At 59.6% G+C, this 17,053-nt stretch carries 12 protein-coding genes; 10 read left to right on the forward strand and 2 right to left on the reverse strand.

All coding sequences use genetic code 11. The features are described from left to right. Positions 1–406 precede the first annotated feature (406 nt). The 6 genes from PH552_RS12515 (at position 407) to exoR (ending at position 8,363) form a co-directional block, all read left to right on the forward strand. The gene (locus PH552_RS12515) at positions 407–1,075 is read left to right on the forward strand and encodes a protein-L-isoaspartate O-methyltransferase family protein (protein ID WP_113249858.1); all 669 of its coding nucleotides are present in this window, start codon (positions 407–409) and stop codon (positions 1,073–1,075) included. A gap of 246 nt (positions 1,076–1,321) precedes the next feature. Further along, entirely contained in the window at positions 1,322–2,155 is an 834-nt protein-coding gene (locus PH552_RS12520; protein WP_183763509.1) for a PopZ family protein, read from the forward strand. 121 nt (positions 2,156–2,276) lie between these two features. Next, positions 2,277–5,120 (forward strand): valine--tRNA ligase, encoded by a 2,844-nt coding sequence (locus PH552_RS12525; RefSeq protein WP_183763506.1) that lies wholly within the window; start codon positions 2,277–2,279, stop codon positions 5,118–5,120. A 502-nt stretch (positions 5,121–5,622) separates the two neighbouring features. Continuing rightward, the gene (locus PH552_RS12530; RefSeq protein ID WP_112340964.1) at positions 5,623–6,876 is read left to right on the forward strand and encodes an OmpP1/FadL family transporter; all 1,254 of its coding nucleotides are present in this window, start codon (positions 5,623–5,625) and stop codon (positions 6,874–6,876) included. A 313-nt stretch (positions 6,877–7,189) separates the two neighbouring features. After that, complete coding sequence (locus PH552_RS12535; RefSeq protein ID WP_183763491.1) at positions 7,190–7,567, forward strand: hypothetical protein; 378 nt, start codon at positions 7,190–7,192, stop codon at positions 7,565–7,567. Next, positions 7,560–8,363 (forward strand): exopolysaccharide production regulator ExoR, encoded by an 804-nt coding sequence (gene exoR / locus PH552_RS12540; protein ID WP_112340962.1) that lies wholly within the window; start codon positions 7,560–7,562, stop codon positions 8,361–8,363. Before PH552_RS12535 ends, exoR begins: the two co-directional genes overlap by 8 nt. A gap of 168 nt (positions 8,364–8,531) precedes the next feature. Here the strand turns inward: exoR and xth are convergent, their stop codons facing one another. Together xth and erpA are read right to left on the reverse strand one after the other, a co-directional pair. Beyond that, a complete protein-coding gene (gene xth, locus PH552_RS12545; protein WP_285166063.1) occupies positions 8,532–9,323 on the reverse strand; it encodes an exodeoxyribonuclease III in 792 nt (263 codons plus the stop codon). A gap of 127 nt (positions 9,324–9,450) precedes the next feature. Continuing rightward, positions 9,451–9,783 carry an iron-sulfur cluster insertion protein ErpA gene (erpA, locus tag PH552_RS12550; protein WP_112340960.1) on the reverse strand — a complete coding sequence of 111 codons (333 nt, stop codon included), beginning with the start codon at positions 9,781–9,783 and terminating at the stop codon, positions 9,451–9,453. A 306-nt stretch (positions 9,784–10,089) separates the two neighbouring features. Between erpA and PH552_RS12555 the strand changes: the two genes are divergently transcribed. The 4 genes from PH552_RS12555 to nagZ all read left to right on the forward strand — a co-directional run bounded on the left by PH552_RS12555 (position 10,090) and on the right by nagZ (position 17,036). Then, complete coding sequence (locus PH552_RS12555) at positions 10,090–11,307, forward strand: deoxyguanosinetriphosphate triphosphohydrolase (RefSeq protein WP_183763489.1); 1,218 nt, start codon at positions 10,090–10,092, stop codon at positions 11,305–11,307. A gap of 55 nt (positions 11,308–11,362) precedes the next feature. Then, positions 11,363–13,123 carry an arginine--tRNA ligase gene (argS, locus tag PH552_RS12560; protein WP_183763487.1) on the forward strand — a complete coding sequence of 587 codons (1,761 nt, stop codon included), beginning with the start codon at positions 11,363–11,365 and terminating at the stop codon, positions 13,121–13,123. A gap of 61 nt (positions 13,124–13,184) precedes the next feature. Next, positions 13,185–15,896, forward strand: coding sequence for an SPOR domain-containing protein (locus PH552_RS12565; RefSeq protein WP_183763485.1), 2,712 nt, complete (start codon positions 13,185–13,187; stop codon positions 15,894–15,896). 126 nt (positions 15,897–16,022) lie between these two features. Then, positions 16,023–17,036 (forward strand): beta-N-acetylhexosaminidase, encoded by a 1,014-nt coding sequence (gene nagZ, locus PH552_RS12570; protein ID WP_113249862.1) that lies wholly within the window; start codon positions 16,023–16,025, stop codon positions 17,034–17,036. The last annotated feature ends 17 nt before the right edge of the window (positions 17,037–17,053 follow it).

Consider the following 17,053-nt stretch of genomic DNA (forward strand, 5'->3'; position numbering starts at 1 on the left):
CACGAGCGGCAACGAGGTTGCAACGAAAAGAACGAGAGAGACGGGCATCCCAGTCACCTTCTATTCGAATTTAGTCTTAACCCGAAAGGCTTCGGGCCGGAAGGTTGATCTGTGACCACACTCAGGCGGTTCCAGGTTATGAAGCGTGGTCCTGGGAAGTTAACATTTTACTAACGGATGCTTCGATCTGAAGCACGGCGAGCAGCGCGATGTCGTCGGCAACGGGATTTGTCGAGAGGTCGGACCCGCATTCCAGGGCGCCGTTTGTTGTGCGCGGGCGACGCCTGGCCATGAATCTCCGCCCCAGTTGCCGCAATGCCTTGAAAGCGTGGCGTCAGGCGATTAAGACACGCGTAACAGAAAGCAGAGCAGGCCCGTTCGGGCATGAAGGGCGCAAGAGGACAAGATGGATTTCGAAGCAGCGCGCGTGAAGATGGTCGAGAACCAGATCCGGACGACGGATGTCACCTCCCATTCCGTGTTGAACGCCTTTTTGACGGTACCGCGCGAAAATTTCGTGCCGGAGAAGTCAAAGCTCCTGGCTTATATCGACAATGACATCGAGATCGCCGCTGCGTCGGCCGGCAAGCCGGCCCGCTTTCTCATGGAGGCATCGCCATTGGCAAAGCTTCTGCAGCTTGGCGTCATCACCAAGCAAGACAAGGTTCTCGATGTCGGCTGCGGCACTGGATATGTAGCCGCCATCCTGTCGCTGCTCGCCGAAAAGGTCGTCGCCCTCGAAAGCGATGAGGAACTTGCCGCTCAGGCCAAGGCCAATATCGCCGCACTCGGCTATGACAATGTCACGGTCGTCACCGGTGATCTGGAAAAGGGGTACGCCGGCAATGCCCCCTATGACGTGATTTTTATCGATGGCTCGATCGAGCAGCTGCCGCAGGGACTGCTCGACCAACTCGGCGAAGACGGCCGCCTGATCACGGTCATCGGCTATGGCCATGCCGCCCGCGCCACTGTTTTCATGCGCGAACGCGGCGCCTTCTCGGAAAACGTCTTTTTCAACGCATCGATCAAGCCGCTGCCGGGCTTTGCCAAGGCCAAGGAATTCGTATTCTGATTTTCAGAACGGTCTGATAATCCAGCTTGCGACAGGCGCCTCGTGGCGCCTGTTTTTTATTGCCGTCGCCTGTGGCAGAATCGCAGGCGATGGAGCGATTCGTCGTGGTCGTAACAAAACTGTGCATCACCGGGTTTAGTGCTTTGACGGTGATTTTTTTCCCGAAGGCAGTCATCTAGGGTGGCCCTGATTCGGGTGCCGTGTTGGCGCGTTTCCGGTCGTTGAATATGGAAAACGGGGATGAATATGGCTCAGCCAAATGTAGTGCGTGAACCGTCCATGGAAGAGATCCTGGCATCGATCCGCAGGATCATCGAAAGCAACGAGCCTGTAGGCACCAAGCCGATTTCCTCCCCTCATCTTGCCGCTTCCAGCATGCGCGACGACGATATTCCGCTGACCGTGGATGAAGAGTTCGCTGCCGCGGATCGCGCCCGTGCCGCGGAGCAGGACCCGCGTTTCGTCGCCGCAAACTCGCAAATGCCCGTTGCCGAGCCGGATGGTGCCGGTCGCGGCTTGTCGCTGGCGGATGTCGCCGCGCGCGTGCGCGCTGCATCCGAACGCAACGCCGCTGCATTGCTGAATGCCGGGCGCGAGCCCCCGCAGCCGCGTGAATTGCCGCCGGCCATGGCCGCGCGTCTTGCCGAAGTCCATGTCGAGCCGATAGCCGATGTGCCGCTGCGGCAAACCATTGCCGATATCGCAGCGCCGGCAGCTTCACTGGCTACGCAGGCTGCCGCAGAGGTCGGTGCCGAATCCGGAAGGGAAGAATTGCAGCCGACGGTCGCTGCCCCGGAGCCGACCGCTGCCGTTGCGGCGGAAATGGAAGCGTCCCTGCCGCCGGCGCAGCTCGTGTCTGCATCGCCGCTGATGTCTGAAGCAGCCGGCGCGCAGGTTACCCGTTCGTTTGAAGAGCTTGCCGCCATCGTCGATGGCGGCCCGCGCCGCTCCCTCGATGAACTGGCTCAGGAAATGCTGCGCCCCATGCTGCAGGAATGGCTCGACGATAATCTGCCGACCCTCGTCGAGCGCCTCGTGCGCGAGGAAATCGAACGAGTGGCCCGCGGCCCGCGCCGCTGACAGCCTGAGCTTCGGGTAGTAGATCCGCCGCTCCGGGCTCCGGGGCGGCTTTTTTATTGACTTGCCCACAGCCATCCTATTTACAACCCGCATCATCCAATCCTCAAGATCCGGTCATAAAATGCTCGACAAAACATATGATTCCGCCGCCGTCGAACCGAAGATCGCCCAAAAATGGGATGAGGCCGACGCCTTTCGCGCCGGCGCGAACGCCAAGCCGGGTGCGGAAACCTTCACCATCGTCATTCCGCCGCCGAACGTGACGGGTTCGCTGCACATGGGCCATGCGCTGAACAACACGCTGCAGGACATCATGGTGCGGTTCGAGCGCATGCGCGGCAAGGACGTTCTCTGGCAGCCTGGCATGGACCATGCCGGCATCGCCACGCAGATGGTCGTCGAGCGTCGCCTGGCCGAACGCCAGCAGCCGGATCGCCACAACATGGGACGCGAAGCCTTCATCGAGAAGGTTTGGGAATGGAAGGCGGAATCGGGCGGCTTGATCTTCAACCAGCTCAAGCGCCTCGGTGCCTCCTGCGACTGGTCGCGCGAACGCTTCACCATGGACGAGGGCCTGTCCAAGGCCGTTCTCGAAGTCTTCGTCACGCTCTACAAGGAAGGCCTGATCTATCGCGACAAGCGGCTGGTCAACTGGGATCCGAAGATGCTGACCGCGATTTCGGATATCGAGGTCGAGCAGCACGAGGTCAACGGCAATCTCTGGTACCTGCGCTATCCGCTGGAGCCGGGCGTCACCTATCAGCATCCGATTGCCTTCGATGACGAGGGCAAGCCGACGGAATGGGAGACGCGCGACTATCTCGTTGTCGCCACTACCCGTCCCGAGACAATGCTCGGCGATACCGGCGTCGCGGTCAATCCGAGCGACGAACGCTACAAGTCGATCATCGGCAAGCACGTCATCCTGCCGATCGTCGGTCGGCGCATCCCGATCGTCGCCGACGAATATCCGGATCCGACGGCTGGCACGGGCGCGGTGAAGATGACGCCTGCGCATGATTTCAACGATTTCGAAGTCGGCAAGCGCCGCGGTCTGCGCGTCGTCAATATTCTGACCCCGGAAGCCACCATAACCATCAAGGACAACGAGGATTTCCTCGAAGGTCTCGATCATCCGGCCGCCTTGCATGGCGCATGGGACGAGCTGGAAGGCAAGGATCGCTTCGAGGCGCGCAAGATCATCGTCCGCATTTTCGAAGAATCCGAATTGCTGGATAGGGTCGAGCCGCACAAGCACATGGTTCCCCATGGCGACCGTGGCGGCGTGCCGATCGAGCCGCGCCTGACCGAGCAGTGGTATGTCGACGCCAAGACGCTTGCCGAACCGGCGATCGCCTCCGTCCGCGACGGCCGCACGAAGCTCGTTCCGAAGAGCTGGGACAAGACCTATTACGACTGGATGGAAAACATTCAGCCGTGGTGCGTTTCGCGTCAGCTCTGGTGGGGTCACCAGATTCCCGCCTGGTATGGACCGGATGGTCAAGTCTTCGTTGAGAAGACCGAAGAAGAGGCGCTGCAGGCGGCGATCCAGCATTATCTCTCGCATGAGGGGCCGATGAAGGCCTATGTCGAGGACCTGCTGGAGAACTTCAAGCCGGGCGAAATCCTGACGCGCGACGAAGACGTGCTCGATACCTGGTTCTCGTCCGCGCTCTGGCCGTTCTCGACGCTCGGCTGGCCGGATGAGACGCCGGAATTGGCGCGCTACTATCCGACGAATGTCCTCGTTACCGGCTTCGACATCATCTTCTTCTGGGTTGCCCGCATGATGATGATGGGCCTGCATTTCATGAAGGATGAGAACGGCGAGCCTGTCGAGCCATTCAGCACGGTCTATGTCCATGCGCTGGTGCGCGACAAGAACGGACAGAAGATGTCGAAGTCCAAGGGCAACGTCATCGATCCGTTGGAACTGATCGACCAGTACGGCGCCGATTCCCTGCGCTTTACGCTGGCGATCATGGCGGCGCAGGGGCGCGACGTGAAGCTCGATCCGGCCCGTATCGCCGGCTATCGCAATTTCGGCACCAAGCTCTGGAACGCGACGCGCTTTGCCGAGATGAACGGCGCCAAGAGCGACCCGCATTTCGTGCCGGAAGCAGCCGAACTCACTGTCAATCGCTGGATCCTGACCGAGCTGGCGCGTGCCGAGCGCGACGTTACCGAAGCGCTGGAAAGCTTCCGCTTCAACGATGCAGCAAGCGCGCTTTATCGCTTCATCTGGAACCAGTTCTGCGACTGGTATCTTGAACTGCTGAAGCCGATCTTCAACGGTGACGACGAGAACGCCAAGGCGGAAGCCCAGTCCTGCGCTGCTTATGTTCTCGAAGAAACCTACAAGCTGCTGCATCCGTTCATGCCCTTCATGACCGAAGAGCTTTGGGCGCATACGGCCGGCGAGGGCAATGAGCGCGACGGCCTGATCTGCCATGCCGATTGGCCGACGCCTTCCTATGCGGATGATGTTGCCGCCGATGAAATCAACTGGCTGATCGACCTTGTTTCCGGCATTCGTTCGGTGCGCTCGGAAATGAACGTGCCTCCGGCAGCGACCGCTCCGCTGGTGGTCGTCGATGCGAACAGCCTGACTCGGGAGCGACTGTTCCGTCACGACGCCGCCATCAAGCGGCTGGCGCGTGTGGAAGCGGTCTCGCTTGCCGATACCGCGCCGAAAGGTGCGGCACAGATCGTTGTCGGCGAGGCGACCGTCTGCCTGCCGCTCGGCAGCCTCATCGATCTCTCGGCCGAAAAGGCGCGCCTTGAAAAGGCGATCGCCAAGAACGACCAGGAGATCGCGCGCATCAACGGCAAGCTTTCGAACGAGAAGTTCGTTGCGAACGCGAATCCGGATGTGGTCGCCGCCGAGCGTGAGCGCCTCGGTGAACTCGAAGGGCAACAGGCGAGCCTGAAGGTGGCACTGGCGCGGGTCAGTGAAGCGAGCTGAGAAAGAGAGAACTGAAGCGTATCGCGGATCTTTCAGATTCGCCTAAGTTCTTGATCTTGTGCATGTCGTAATCGCAAATCGCTGTACGCCTTTGCACGACATGCTTTCAAATTTGATGCAAGGCACGCGGCTTACGTTGCGTGCCTTTCTTGTTTGTTTCTTTGATTCGATGTCGATGAACTGAGCCGTGCGCCCTAATCCACCGCCAGTTTCACACAGGCAAAACATATTACATGGAAATCCGCTCGCTGTTCGTGAAAAGCAGAGCTGTTGTCATATTGTAACAGGATTATTGCCGCGAAGAATAAAAATCTAAGCAGGGAAGAAAATGACATTAAAAAGGAAAAATTTACCTAATTGCACAGTTTTTGTGCGGCGCAGTTCGTTTTCTTACGTAAATCAATCACTCTTTTACCGGGTTTCATCTCTTGTAGGCCGCATTGCCAATTCAAGTGATCGTCGCAACAATCGAAAAAGCGAATGCACACGTGGGGGAGTTACAATGGCATTTTCTATTGCGTTGAGGAGCGCAGTTTCATTCGTCATCGGTACGTCTTTTGCGAGCGCAGCCTTTGCGGGCGGCCTCGATCGTTCCGGTTATGACATCGACTTGCTCTTCGACAAGGGTCGTTATGTCTTCGAGTCCGGCGTTACCTATGTCATGCCGGACCGCAAGTTGAAGAATGCGAAAGACATCGATCCGACAGACGGCAATCTCAATAACCGAAGCCACTCGACCGATGCCTCGAAAAATTACGCGATGCCTTATGCCGCCTTCAAGATCGGCATCACCGACAACATCGACTGCATGGCCGACTATTCCCAGCCATTCGGCGGGTATCTTTATGAGGGCAAGAACTGGGCTGGCGCCAACAATGAAATCAAGGTGAAGGTCCGCACGAACAATTATGGAGCGACCTGCTCGTACAAGTTCGATGCTGGTCCGGGCGAATTTCGCATCATCGGCGGCGGCTTCTACCAGGAGGTCAGCGGTTTCAAATCACGCCTCGTCTCGGCCATCCCGGCTCCGCTTTCCTCTGTCTACGACGGCGTCGGCTCGCTCGATGTGGACGGTCACGGCTGGGGCTGGCGCGCCGGCCTGGCCTATGAAATCCCCGAATATGCCTTCCGCACGAGTCTCGTCTACAACAGCCGGGTCAAGTACGACAATCTCAAGGGCAGTGTGGATCTGACCGAGCTGCCGCCGATTCGGCCGTTCTTCGGCTCGGTCACCTCCGTCTTCGGGTCTGCGGACGCCCCGGACTCGCTGGAGTGGAAAGTGCAGAGTGGCATCGCGCCGGACTGGCTGGCCTTCGGCTCGGTCAAATGGACGAATTGGAGCGTCCTGCAAAGCATCGCCCTTTGCCCGACCTCGACCCGCAGCATAGCCTGCAGGACCGGCGGTCCGACCCAATTGACCTCGCTTGACCTTCTGTATCGCGACGGCTGGACCATCACGGGCGGTATCGGGCATAAATTCAATGACAAATGGAGCGGCGCGATCAGCCTGAGCTGGGATCGCGGTACGAGCGACGGCTACGGCATGAACTCCGACACATGGACACTCGGCGCAGGTGTTGCCTACAAGGCGACGGAGCACGTTCAGTTCAACTTCGGCGGCGCGCTTGGCCTCATGACATCAGGCAAATCCGGGCCTGTCACCCGCGGCGGCATCGTCTATGGCGATGATGCGACCTATAGCTTCGGCAATGACCTGGTCGCCGCTCTTCAGACGTCGGTGAAAGTCAGCTTCTGACGATAAGTCGTTGGATTGACAAGCTTATCGTCTATCGCCTCATCATATCGACAAGGTCGCGGGCCTGGACAAGTCCCGCGGCTTTTCTTTGCCTGGCTTGGATGGATCGAAGCGTCAAACCGGCCTCTTTGCCGGATTTATGGTTAAGGAAGTCACAAGGTCGGTCAAATCTTTGTGACGAATTAGCAACACTCTATTTCAAGACATTGCAGCCACGTGATGAGATTACAATTTGTCCATTTCCCGCCACAAATGGGGAGCAGCGATTACGTGGGCACAGGGGTTGGCCTTGTAGAAAGTGCGTAAACGATCGATGGGTGAACTTCCACTTTGGCATAAGCAACAATCCGGGATCGGGGCCGTGATGCTTCCGATGCAGGGGAAAAGTCTTTGTCCGCCAAGGGAAACCGTCAGCCTGACGACGTTCGATCTCACTCCTCGGCAAGCGAATGAGAGCGCGGGTTCGGCGATGGGATGCGATAACGGCCGCACGAATGCTGGTTTGGACATAATTGCAAGCTATGCTCGCAATTGTGGCAAACAGCCTCGGTTGAATGCCATGGGAACCGTCTTTGCAAAGGATGATCCAGTCTCATGCGCCATCAGGGAAAACATTCGCGAAACTGACGGCGTTCATGCAAGCGCCGTGACAGGCCCGAATGGAGCGAAAGAAATCGACTGTTATGTTTAAGTCCGAGTTCATATCAGCGAGAGTCATGATGCTCAGCCTGTCCCTTGCCACGGCAGTGGTGTTGGCAGGTCAAGCCAAGGCATTCGATATCAATGCCGGTGTCACCAAGGAATCGGGTCCGTTCGACCTCTTCAAGTTCGGCTTCAAGGCCTACAAGAACGGGCAGAAGGAAGAGGCGGTCGAAGCCTATCGTTATGCCGCCGAAAAGGGCCATACGGGCTCGCGCTGGGCTCTCGCCAACATGTATGCAGATGGCGACGGTGTGACGCAGAACGATTTCGAAGCGTTCAAGATCTATAGCGAGATCGCCCAGCAGGGCGTGGAGCCGGGTTCGGAAGATACCGGTTTCTTTATCAACGCGCTGCTTGCGCTTGCCAGCTACTACAAGACCGGTATTGCCAACAGCCCGGTCAAGATCGATCTCAATCAGGCCCGCCAGCTTTATTTCCAGGTTGCATCCACCTTCGGCGTTCCTGAAGCGCAGTTTCAGCTCGCGCAGATGATGCTGACGGGCGAGGGCGGCGCCACCAATGTGCAGCAGGCCAAGAAGTGGCTGAACCAGGCACGCAAGAGCGGCCATCCGGGTGCCATGGCCGTCTTCGGCAATATCCTGTTCCAGGAAGGTCAATCCATCCGGGGTCTCGCCTTCATGACGGCGGCACTGGACAAGTGCAAGCCGAAGGACTGCAGCTGGATGGAAGACCTGCAGGAGCAGGCATTTTCCGTTGCCAATGAGAACGACCGTCGCGTGGCGGTCTCCATGGCCCATCAGCTTGACGTCGCCGGCTCTGACTGATTGCCGGCTTTCACTGCCCCGTTGCCGCGATGGGGGCGGTTGCCGAACTCTCTTGTTTTAGGCTGACGTCTAAGCCTTTCCGCTTTCCTTCGGATCGCGAAGACGCTCTGTCTCTTTATTTCCTGTGCAGTCCGGACGGAAAACCGCGAGACCTTTTCCTGGAATGCTTTAGTTGGCGAAATCGAGATGCGCGATGACCGGGACGTGGTCGGAAGGCTTTTCCCAAGCGCGCACATGCTTTTCGATTGCCGTCGCAGTGAGTCGATCGGCAGCTTCCGGTGAGAGCATCAGGTGATCGATGCGGATGCCATTGTTCTTCGGCCATGCTCCGGCCTGGTAATCCCAGAATGAGTAAAGCTTCACCGCATCCGTTGTCGCGCGCACGGCATCGATAAAGCCGAGATGTTCGAGCTGACGGAAGGATTGGCGCGTCTGTGGCAGGAACAGCGCATCGCTTTCCCAGACCTTCGGATCGAAGCAGTCATGCGGCTCCGGAATGACATTGTAGTCGCCAGCGAGCACGAGGGGCTCCTCGAGCGCGAGGCGATCCGACGCGAATTTGCGCAGGCGCTCCATCCAGGCGAGCTTATAGGGATATTTCTCGGTATCGACCGGATTGCCGTTCGGCAGATAAAGGCAGCAGACGCGGAGAGCGCCGTGGCCCGGCACGGAAAACACCGCTTCCATGAAGCGCGACTGTTCATCCCCGTCGCCGCCGGGCAGCCCCCGCGTCACCTCATCCGGCCTGATCTTTGAGAGGATGGCGACACCGTTGAAACCCTTCTGCCCGTGGGTCTCGACATGATAGCCGAGCGCCTCGACCTCCAGCCGCGGAAAACCTTCGTCGATTGTCTTGATCTCCTGCAGGCAGACGATGTCCGGGCTCGAATCCTTCAGCCACTGGCAGAGGTTTTCAATACGCGCTTTGACACCGTTGATGTTCCAGGTGGCGATTTTCATGGATAGCTCATTCCTTTGCTTCGCCCTGTTGTATCTGCAGCCGACGGGCTTGACTACAGCCCATATCAAAACCGGCCCGGAGCGATGGCTCCCGGCCGGCGATCAAGCTGTGGAAAAGGGGAAAGCCTCAGATCGAGAAGCTCGTGCCGCAGCCGCAGCTTGCGACCGCATTCGGATTCTTGATCTGGAAGGATTGGCCGAGGAGATTATCGACGAAATCGATTTCGGAACCGGCCATATAGACCAGCGACAATTGGTCGATCAGCACGGTGGCGTTGTCCTTTTCGACAACGATATCATCATCTTCCGGGCCTTCGACGAGATCGAATTTATAGGAGAAACCGGAACAGCCGCCGCCTTCGACGGCAACGCGAAGCGCGCGTTTGCCGGTCTCCGCGCCGACGATCGCAGCGATTCGCTTCGCCGCGGCGTCCGATAGGGTAACGTTAGTCTCAGTCATGCTTTCCTCCTGCCGGGGTCAAGATCCGGAGAGAACCAAATAGGCCGTCGAACTTTCAAACGGCTGATATCCATAGCCTTTATCATGAAAGTCAGGCCGGTGACAGCTTTGGTTTCGTGGTTGAGCCACGCACCGTTTTGCTGTTTTCTTGTCTATAGGTATGAAGGCCGCAATGCGGCGTCAATGGGTCACCGCTTCGCGATGGGATACTATATTCCGATCTGCGAGCAACGCCTTGGCCGGGTATGATGAAACGACCTTCGCATCTATGATTGTGCGGGGGCCAGATGCCGGAATGGATTGGTAATGACGATCGATACGCATGCATTGGGTTTTGGATATGGTGAGAAGGCGGTCTATGCAACGGACCCCTGGGCATCGCGCGGAAGGCTCTATGACGAGGGGGCGAGCCCCACGCGCTCCGAATTCCAGCGCGATCGCGACCGGATCGTCCATGCGACCGCTTTCCGGCGCCTTAAGCACAAGACGCAGGTCTTTATCGCCCAGGATGGCGATCACTACCGCACGCGGCTGACGCATACGATCGAGGTGGCGCAGATCGCGCGCGCTCTGGCGCGTGCTCTGAAGGTGGATGAAGATCTGGCGGAAGGCGTGGCGCTGGTTCACGATTTTGGCCACACGCCTTTCGGCCACACCGGCGAGGATGCGCTGCACGAGATGCTGCTGCCCTATGGCGGCTTCGATCACAATGCGCAGTCGCTGCGCATCGTTACCAAGCTCGAGCGCCGCTATGCCGATTTCGACGGGCTCAATCTCACCTGGGAGACGCTCGAAGGCCTGGTCAAGCACAATGGCCCGCTAATGACGCCTGATGGCAAGGGCATTCGCGGGCCGGTGCCGCAGCCGATTCTCGACTATTGCGAAATCCACGATCTCGAAATCGCGTCCTTCGCCAGCCTCGAAGCGCAGGTTGCCGCGATTGCCGATGACATCGCCTACAACACGCATGACATCGACGACGGTTTGCGCTCTGGCTATCTGACGTTCGATATGCTGGAGGAAGTGCCGTTTCTCGCGGGGCTGATGGCCGAGGTGAGGGCGCGCTATCCGCATCTGGAGCCGAGCCGCTTCACGCACGAAATCATGCGCCGCCAGATCACCCGTATGGTCGAGGATGTCATTGCCGTATCGCAGCAGGCACTTGCCGAAATCAGGCCGGGCAATGTCGCCGACATCCGGGCCGCCGGCCGCGTCGTCGCGACCTTTTCGCCTGACATGGCGCAAACCGACAGGCTGATCAAACAGATGCTGTTCAAGCGCATCTATCGCCATCCCGACATCATGCGGATTCGTGCCGGCGCGGCGCAGATCGTAACGGATCTCTTCCACGCCTATATGGAAAATCCCAAGGAGATGCAGAGCCACTATTGGGTCGACCATATCGCCGGGCTTGCGATCGCCCCCAAGGCAAGGCATGTCGGCGACTATCTGGCCGGCATGACCGATACCTACGCCATCAGCGCCCACAAGCGCCTGTTTGACCAGACTCCCGATTTGCGGTAGGCAGCGGCGGCATCGGGCCGATAGCGGCCTGATCAAGCTATGCGTGGACAATATGATGAACCTTTTCACCGACTTCGAAGTAAGAATTAAGAACGCTCTCGAGCAAATTGATATTGTGAGGGAAAAGCGATCTGAAGTCGGTTTCGGACGTATCGGCGTGGAGCCGCCGCGCGACGCCAGCCATGGCGATGTCGCCACCAATGCGGCCATGGTTCTGTCCAAGCCGCTGGGCACAAATCCGCGTGCGCTTGCCGAGATTATCGTCGCCAAGCTGAAGGAGGACGCCGACGTTGCCGAGGTTTCGGTAGCGGGCCCCGGCTTCATCAATATCCGTCTCTCGGTCGGCTACTGGCAACGTCTACTATCGACGATGATCTCCGAAGGCGAGAAATTCGGCCGCTCGAAGCTGGGTGAGGGGCAAAAGGTCAATGTCGAATATGTTTCGGCCAACCCGACCGGGCCTATGCATGTCGGCCATTGCCGCGGCGCCGTTGTCGGCGACGCGCTGGCAAACCTGCTGGCCTTCTCCGGCTATGAGGTTACCAAGGAATATTACATCAACGATGCCGGTTCGCAGATCGACGTGCTGGCGCGCTCCGTCTTCATTCGTTATCGCGAAGCGCTTGGCGAGCAGGTGGGCGAGATCCCGGCGGGTCTCTATCCTGGCGATTACCTGGTTCCCGTCGGCGAGGCGCTCGCCAGGGAATTCGGCACCAAGCTGCGCGGCATGCCGGAAGAGCAATGGCTTCCCATCGTCAAGGATCGCGCCATCGACGCGATGATGGCGATGATCAAGGAAGACCTGGAAGCGCTGAACGTCAAACATGACGTGTTCTTTTCCGAACGCACCCTGCATGCCAATGGTGCCGCGCTGATCCGCACCGCGATCAATGACCTGACCTTCAAGGGCTATGTCTACAAGGGCGCGCTGCCGCCGCCGAAGGGACAGCTTCCGGAAGATTGGGAAGATCGCGAGCAGACGCTCTTCCGCTCGACGGAAGTGGGCGACGATATCGACCGTCCACTGATCAAGTCGGATGGTTCCTATACTTACTTCGCTGCCGACGTTGCTTACTTCAAGAACAAGTTCGACCGAGGCTTCAACGAGATGATCTACATCCTCGGCGCCGACCATGGTGGCTACGTCAAGCGGCTGGAGGCGGTCGCGCGCGGTGTTTCCGATGGTGCGGCGAAGCTGACCGTGCTTCTGTGCCAGCTCGTCAAGCTCTATCGCAATGGCGAGCCGGTGAAGATGTCGAAGCGCTCGGGCGATTTCGTCACGCTGCGCGAAGTCGTCGATGAAGTCGGCCGCGATTCCGTGCGCTTCATGATGCTCTACCGGAAGAATTCAGAGCCCCTGGACTTCGACTTTGCCAAGGTCACCGAGCAGTCCAAGGACAATCCGGTCTTTTACGTGCAATATGCGCATGCCCGTTGCATGTCCGTTTTCCGTCAGGCCAAGGAAGCCTTCCCGGATATCGATATTGCCTCGCTTGATCTGTCGAAGGCGGTCCTCGGCGCGATCTCCGATCCGGCCGAACTACAGCTTGTCGCAAAGATTGCGGAGTTCCCGCGAATCGTCGAAGCTGCAGCGCAGTCGCAAGAGCCGCATCGCATCGCATTTTACCTTTACGACCTGGCAAGTTCCTTCCATGGACACTGGAATAAAGGTAAAGATTTACCTGAATTACGTTTTGTTAACGATAAGAACCGAGAATTGAGCATTGCCAGACTTGGGCTGGTGTACGCTGTCGCGTCGGTTTTGAAGTCGGGTCTTGGTATAACCGGGACCGCAGCACCTGACGAAATGCGATAAACGTCACCATTTACCCACATTGCGCTGGCATTAACTGTAGTGTTTGCGAGTGGAACGGGTGATGGCAGAAAAACAGTTGGCGTATCGCGCAAGCGGAAACGACGAGTTCTTTGCGGATGATGATCCGCTCGCAGAACTCGCTCGTATCGTAGGTTTTGAGCCGCGCTCTGCTGCTCAAGCAACTCCTGCGGCTCAGCGGCAGGAGCCTGCCTTCAATCTTGAAGACGAGCTTCTTCGCGAATTCGAGCGGTACGATACGCCGCGAATGAGTCCGGCAAATGACATCTCCGTCCCGACGGAGCCGGTATCTCCTCCAAGCCAGGCTCCAGTCGAGCCCGTGCGGGCCGAGCCGAAATTTGAGGAGCCTGCCCAGCAGGTTGCTGCTCCCGTCAAGCCGACGCTCGGCGCTCGTGACCTGATCGACGAGCTGGAAATGTCGATTGCGCCTGCTCTGCAGCCGGCGTCGAAAGCTGCGCCCGCCGAACGGCCGGTGGTGGCTCCGGTCGCCAAGACGCCGCAATCCGCTGCTGCCACGATGCGGCTGCCGATAGCCAATTTCACACTGGCAACCCCGGTTGCGCCGCGCGAGCAGCCGGCGCCCTTCAATGCGGCGCCGGTACCCCCGGCAGCTCCTGCCGAAGCAATGTTCGACGAGCTGCCGGATTTTGAGCAGCTTGGCCCTGTCGAGCCTTTCATCGCCCAGGAACCGGCTTCGAAGCCCGTAGAGCCTGAGCCCACTCCGGCTGTCTTCAAGGCGCCCGAGCCGCCAAAGATCGCCAAGGCCGATCCCGCAGCGCTTGCCGCCGAGATCGATGCCCTGCTGGCTGATGTGAATCGGTATCCGGTCCCCTCCAGGGCCGCTGCGCCGGACGAGCCGGCTTTCGGCGATTTCAGCGCTTCGTTTGACGAACAGTCGATAGCGCCGGCTGCATCTGCGGCTGCGCTGTCGCGAGAAGAACCGAAGCCGATCGCCTTCGATGCGGAGGATCCGTTCGCCGGTCAGGATTTCGAATTCGATCTTGCCGATATCGAGATGGAACTTGCCGGTCTCGATTTCGCCGAAGCCGACAAATCCTCCGACGCCCGGCAGCCGGCTCCGGCAGCGCCCGTTGTAGAGCCGATCGTTTCCCGCGCAACGCCGGTTATGCCGGCGCAGGTCGCTCCTGCAGCTGCCGCCGTAGCGCCGCAGCCGATCCAGGCAGCGCCGATGCCGGTCGTGCCTGCCGCTCCCACGGCAGCTCCGGCGTTCGAGGTCGAACAGGCACTGCCTTTCGATCCCACTGAAATCTCCGAGACGGAGGATCGTGTCGAGACCTTCGAGGGCTCGCATGTTCCGCACCTGCCGCCGATCGAGCCGGAAGAGCCGGTCGTCGTTCCGCCGGAATATGATTTCGATCTCGATTCCGAGATGGCGAGCCTTCTGGGGACGCCTGCCAAGGAAGCCGCATCCGAGCCGATCAAGCCGGCTGCCGCTGCCATGCTCGGCGGTGCCGCCGCTGCGGCCTCGTGGTCGAAGAACGCGGCTGCCCAACCCGCTGCACCCGTTGCCAAGCAGCCCATCGAGGAGTTCGACGAATTCGAGCGTGCGCTGGAAGAAGATTTCCGCCGCAGCTACCGCGAAGCGTCCAGCCCCGTCGAGAACGTCGCCAGAATGACGCTGAACCCGGCCGCAGGCGGCCGCCGCCCTGTGCGCTCCATGCGGGGCATGGCGACCGCCGCTGCCGTCATCGTGGTTCTCGGTGTCGGCGCCTATGGCGCCTATAGCTGGATCCGCCACGGTGCGCCGATCTCCAGCTTCTCCGGCGAGCCGCGCGTGATCACCGCCGATAGCGACCCGGTAAAGGTCGCCCCGGAAAATCCGGGCGGTACCGTGGTCCCGAATCAGGACAAGGCCGTGTACGACCGCGTGGCGGGCGACAGCACTGCAGCGCCGAAGCAGAAGGCTCTCGTCTCCTCCAACGAGCAGCCTGTCGATGTCGTGCAGAAGACCCTGATCCCGGAGGCGGTTTCTCCGGATGACGGCAGCGCCGATCAGGTCACGTCGACGCCGGTCGGCGAAACCGAGGATCCGCGCCTGTTGCCCAACCAGAACGGCGGAAACACCAATGTCGCCGCCAATGGCGACGATCAGGTGCCGGCTATTTCGCCGCGCAAGGTCCGCACGATGATCGTCAAGCCGGATGGCTCGCTGGTTCCGCGTGACGAGCCGGCCGTTGATACGACGACGACCGCTGTTGCGAAGCCCGCGAACAATCAGGTCGCGTCGGCCAATCCGCGCCCGTCTCAGGCAAACCCGCCGGCCGCAGCCCAGCCCGATAGCGGCGATGCCGCCAGCGCCGAAAGCACGCCGATCCGCGTCGTCAAGACGAACCCGGTTCCGACGGCACGTCCCGAGCCCGCCGCCAAGGCCAATACCGCTGCTCCGGCCCAGGAAGCCCAAGTTCAAGCTCAGCCCAAGGCTCAGCCGAAGCAGGTTGCATCGGCAAGTCCTGCTGCGGCAGCTCCGGCTGCGGCCTCTGCCGCGGGTGGCGGTGCTTACGGCGTCCAGATCGCATCCCTGCCGACCGAGGCCGATGCGCAGAAGTCGCAGGCGAACCTCAAGGTCAAGTTCGCCAGCGTCATCGGCAACCATCCGCTTGAGATCCGCAAGGCCGATATCGCCGGCAAGGGCACCTACTATCGCGTCCGCGTCGTCGCCGGCTCCAAGGATGAGGCCGCAGCCATCTGCACGCGCTATCGCGCCGCCGGCGGCACCTGCCTGATCTCGAAGTAAGGATCGGATACGGAACTGATAAAAACGGCGGGCCTCGGCTCGCCGTTTTCGTTTGAAATATGCTGTTCCTGTGTATCTCGGCTTGACGTCACTCGCATTTCCCGGCGCAAGCCTTATGATTCGGATATGACCGAATCGAAATCCATGATCCTCGGCTGTAGCGGCCACTCCATCACGCCCGAAGAGCGTTCCTTCTATCAGGGGGAGCAGCCATGGGGCTTTATCCTGTTCGGGCGCAATATTTCCGAGCCGGCGCAGATCGCCGATCTCGTTGCGTCCCTGCGTGACAGCGTCGGGCGCGATGCTCCTGTTTTCATTGATCAGGAGGGCGGCAGGGTGCAGCGCATCCGTCCGCCGATCCTGCCGCATTACCCCTCGGGGCAGGCGCTTGGCGATATCTACCGTCAGGATCGTGAACGCGGCCTGCGGGCCGCTTGGCTCATGTCGAGGCTGCATGCCTTCGATTTGCTGAAGTTCGGGATCAATGTCGATTGCCTGCCGGTGCTGGACGTGCCGGTGGAGGGATCGAGCAATGTCATCGGCAATCGCGCCTATGGCTCCGATCCGGTGACGGTGACGGAGATGGGGCGTGCTGCGGCGGAAGGTCTGAAAGCCGGTGGCGTACTGCCCGTGATGAAGCACATGCCCGGCCACGGCCGCGGCTTTGCCGATTCGCATCACGAACTGCCCGTCGTCTCGGTGCCGCGTGCGGAGTTGGAGGCGCATGATTTCGCCCCCTTCGTGGCCCTCAAGGACGAGCTGATGGCAATGACATGCCACGTTGTCTTCACCGATATCGATCCGGAAAACCCGGCCACAACCTCGCGCAAGGTGAATGAGGAGATCATTCGCGGGCATATCGGTTTCCAGGGGTTGCTCCTGTCGGACGATACCTCGATGAATGCGCTGAAGGGCACGATCGGCGAACGTGCAGCAAATATTATTGCGGGCGGATGCGATATCGTGCTGCATTGCAATGGCGTCATGGACGAAATGCAGCAGGTCGTTCGCAATGTTCCCGCTTTGGCGGGTGCGTCGCTGACAAGGGCCAAGGCGGTCGAAACGGCATTCGGCAGAAATGATGGCGCCGATGAAGCCTCTATTCGGGCGGAATTCGACGCGATGTTCGCAGTGGCGTAAAACCGGACTTCGAGGAA

Origin of the sequence: Rhizobium aureum (assembly GCF_030182495.1) — a bacterium.
Classification (GTDB): domain Bacteria; phylum Pseudomonadota; class Alphaproteobacteria; order Rhizobiales; family Rhizobiaceae; genus Rhizobium; species Rhizobium tropici_C.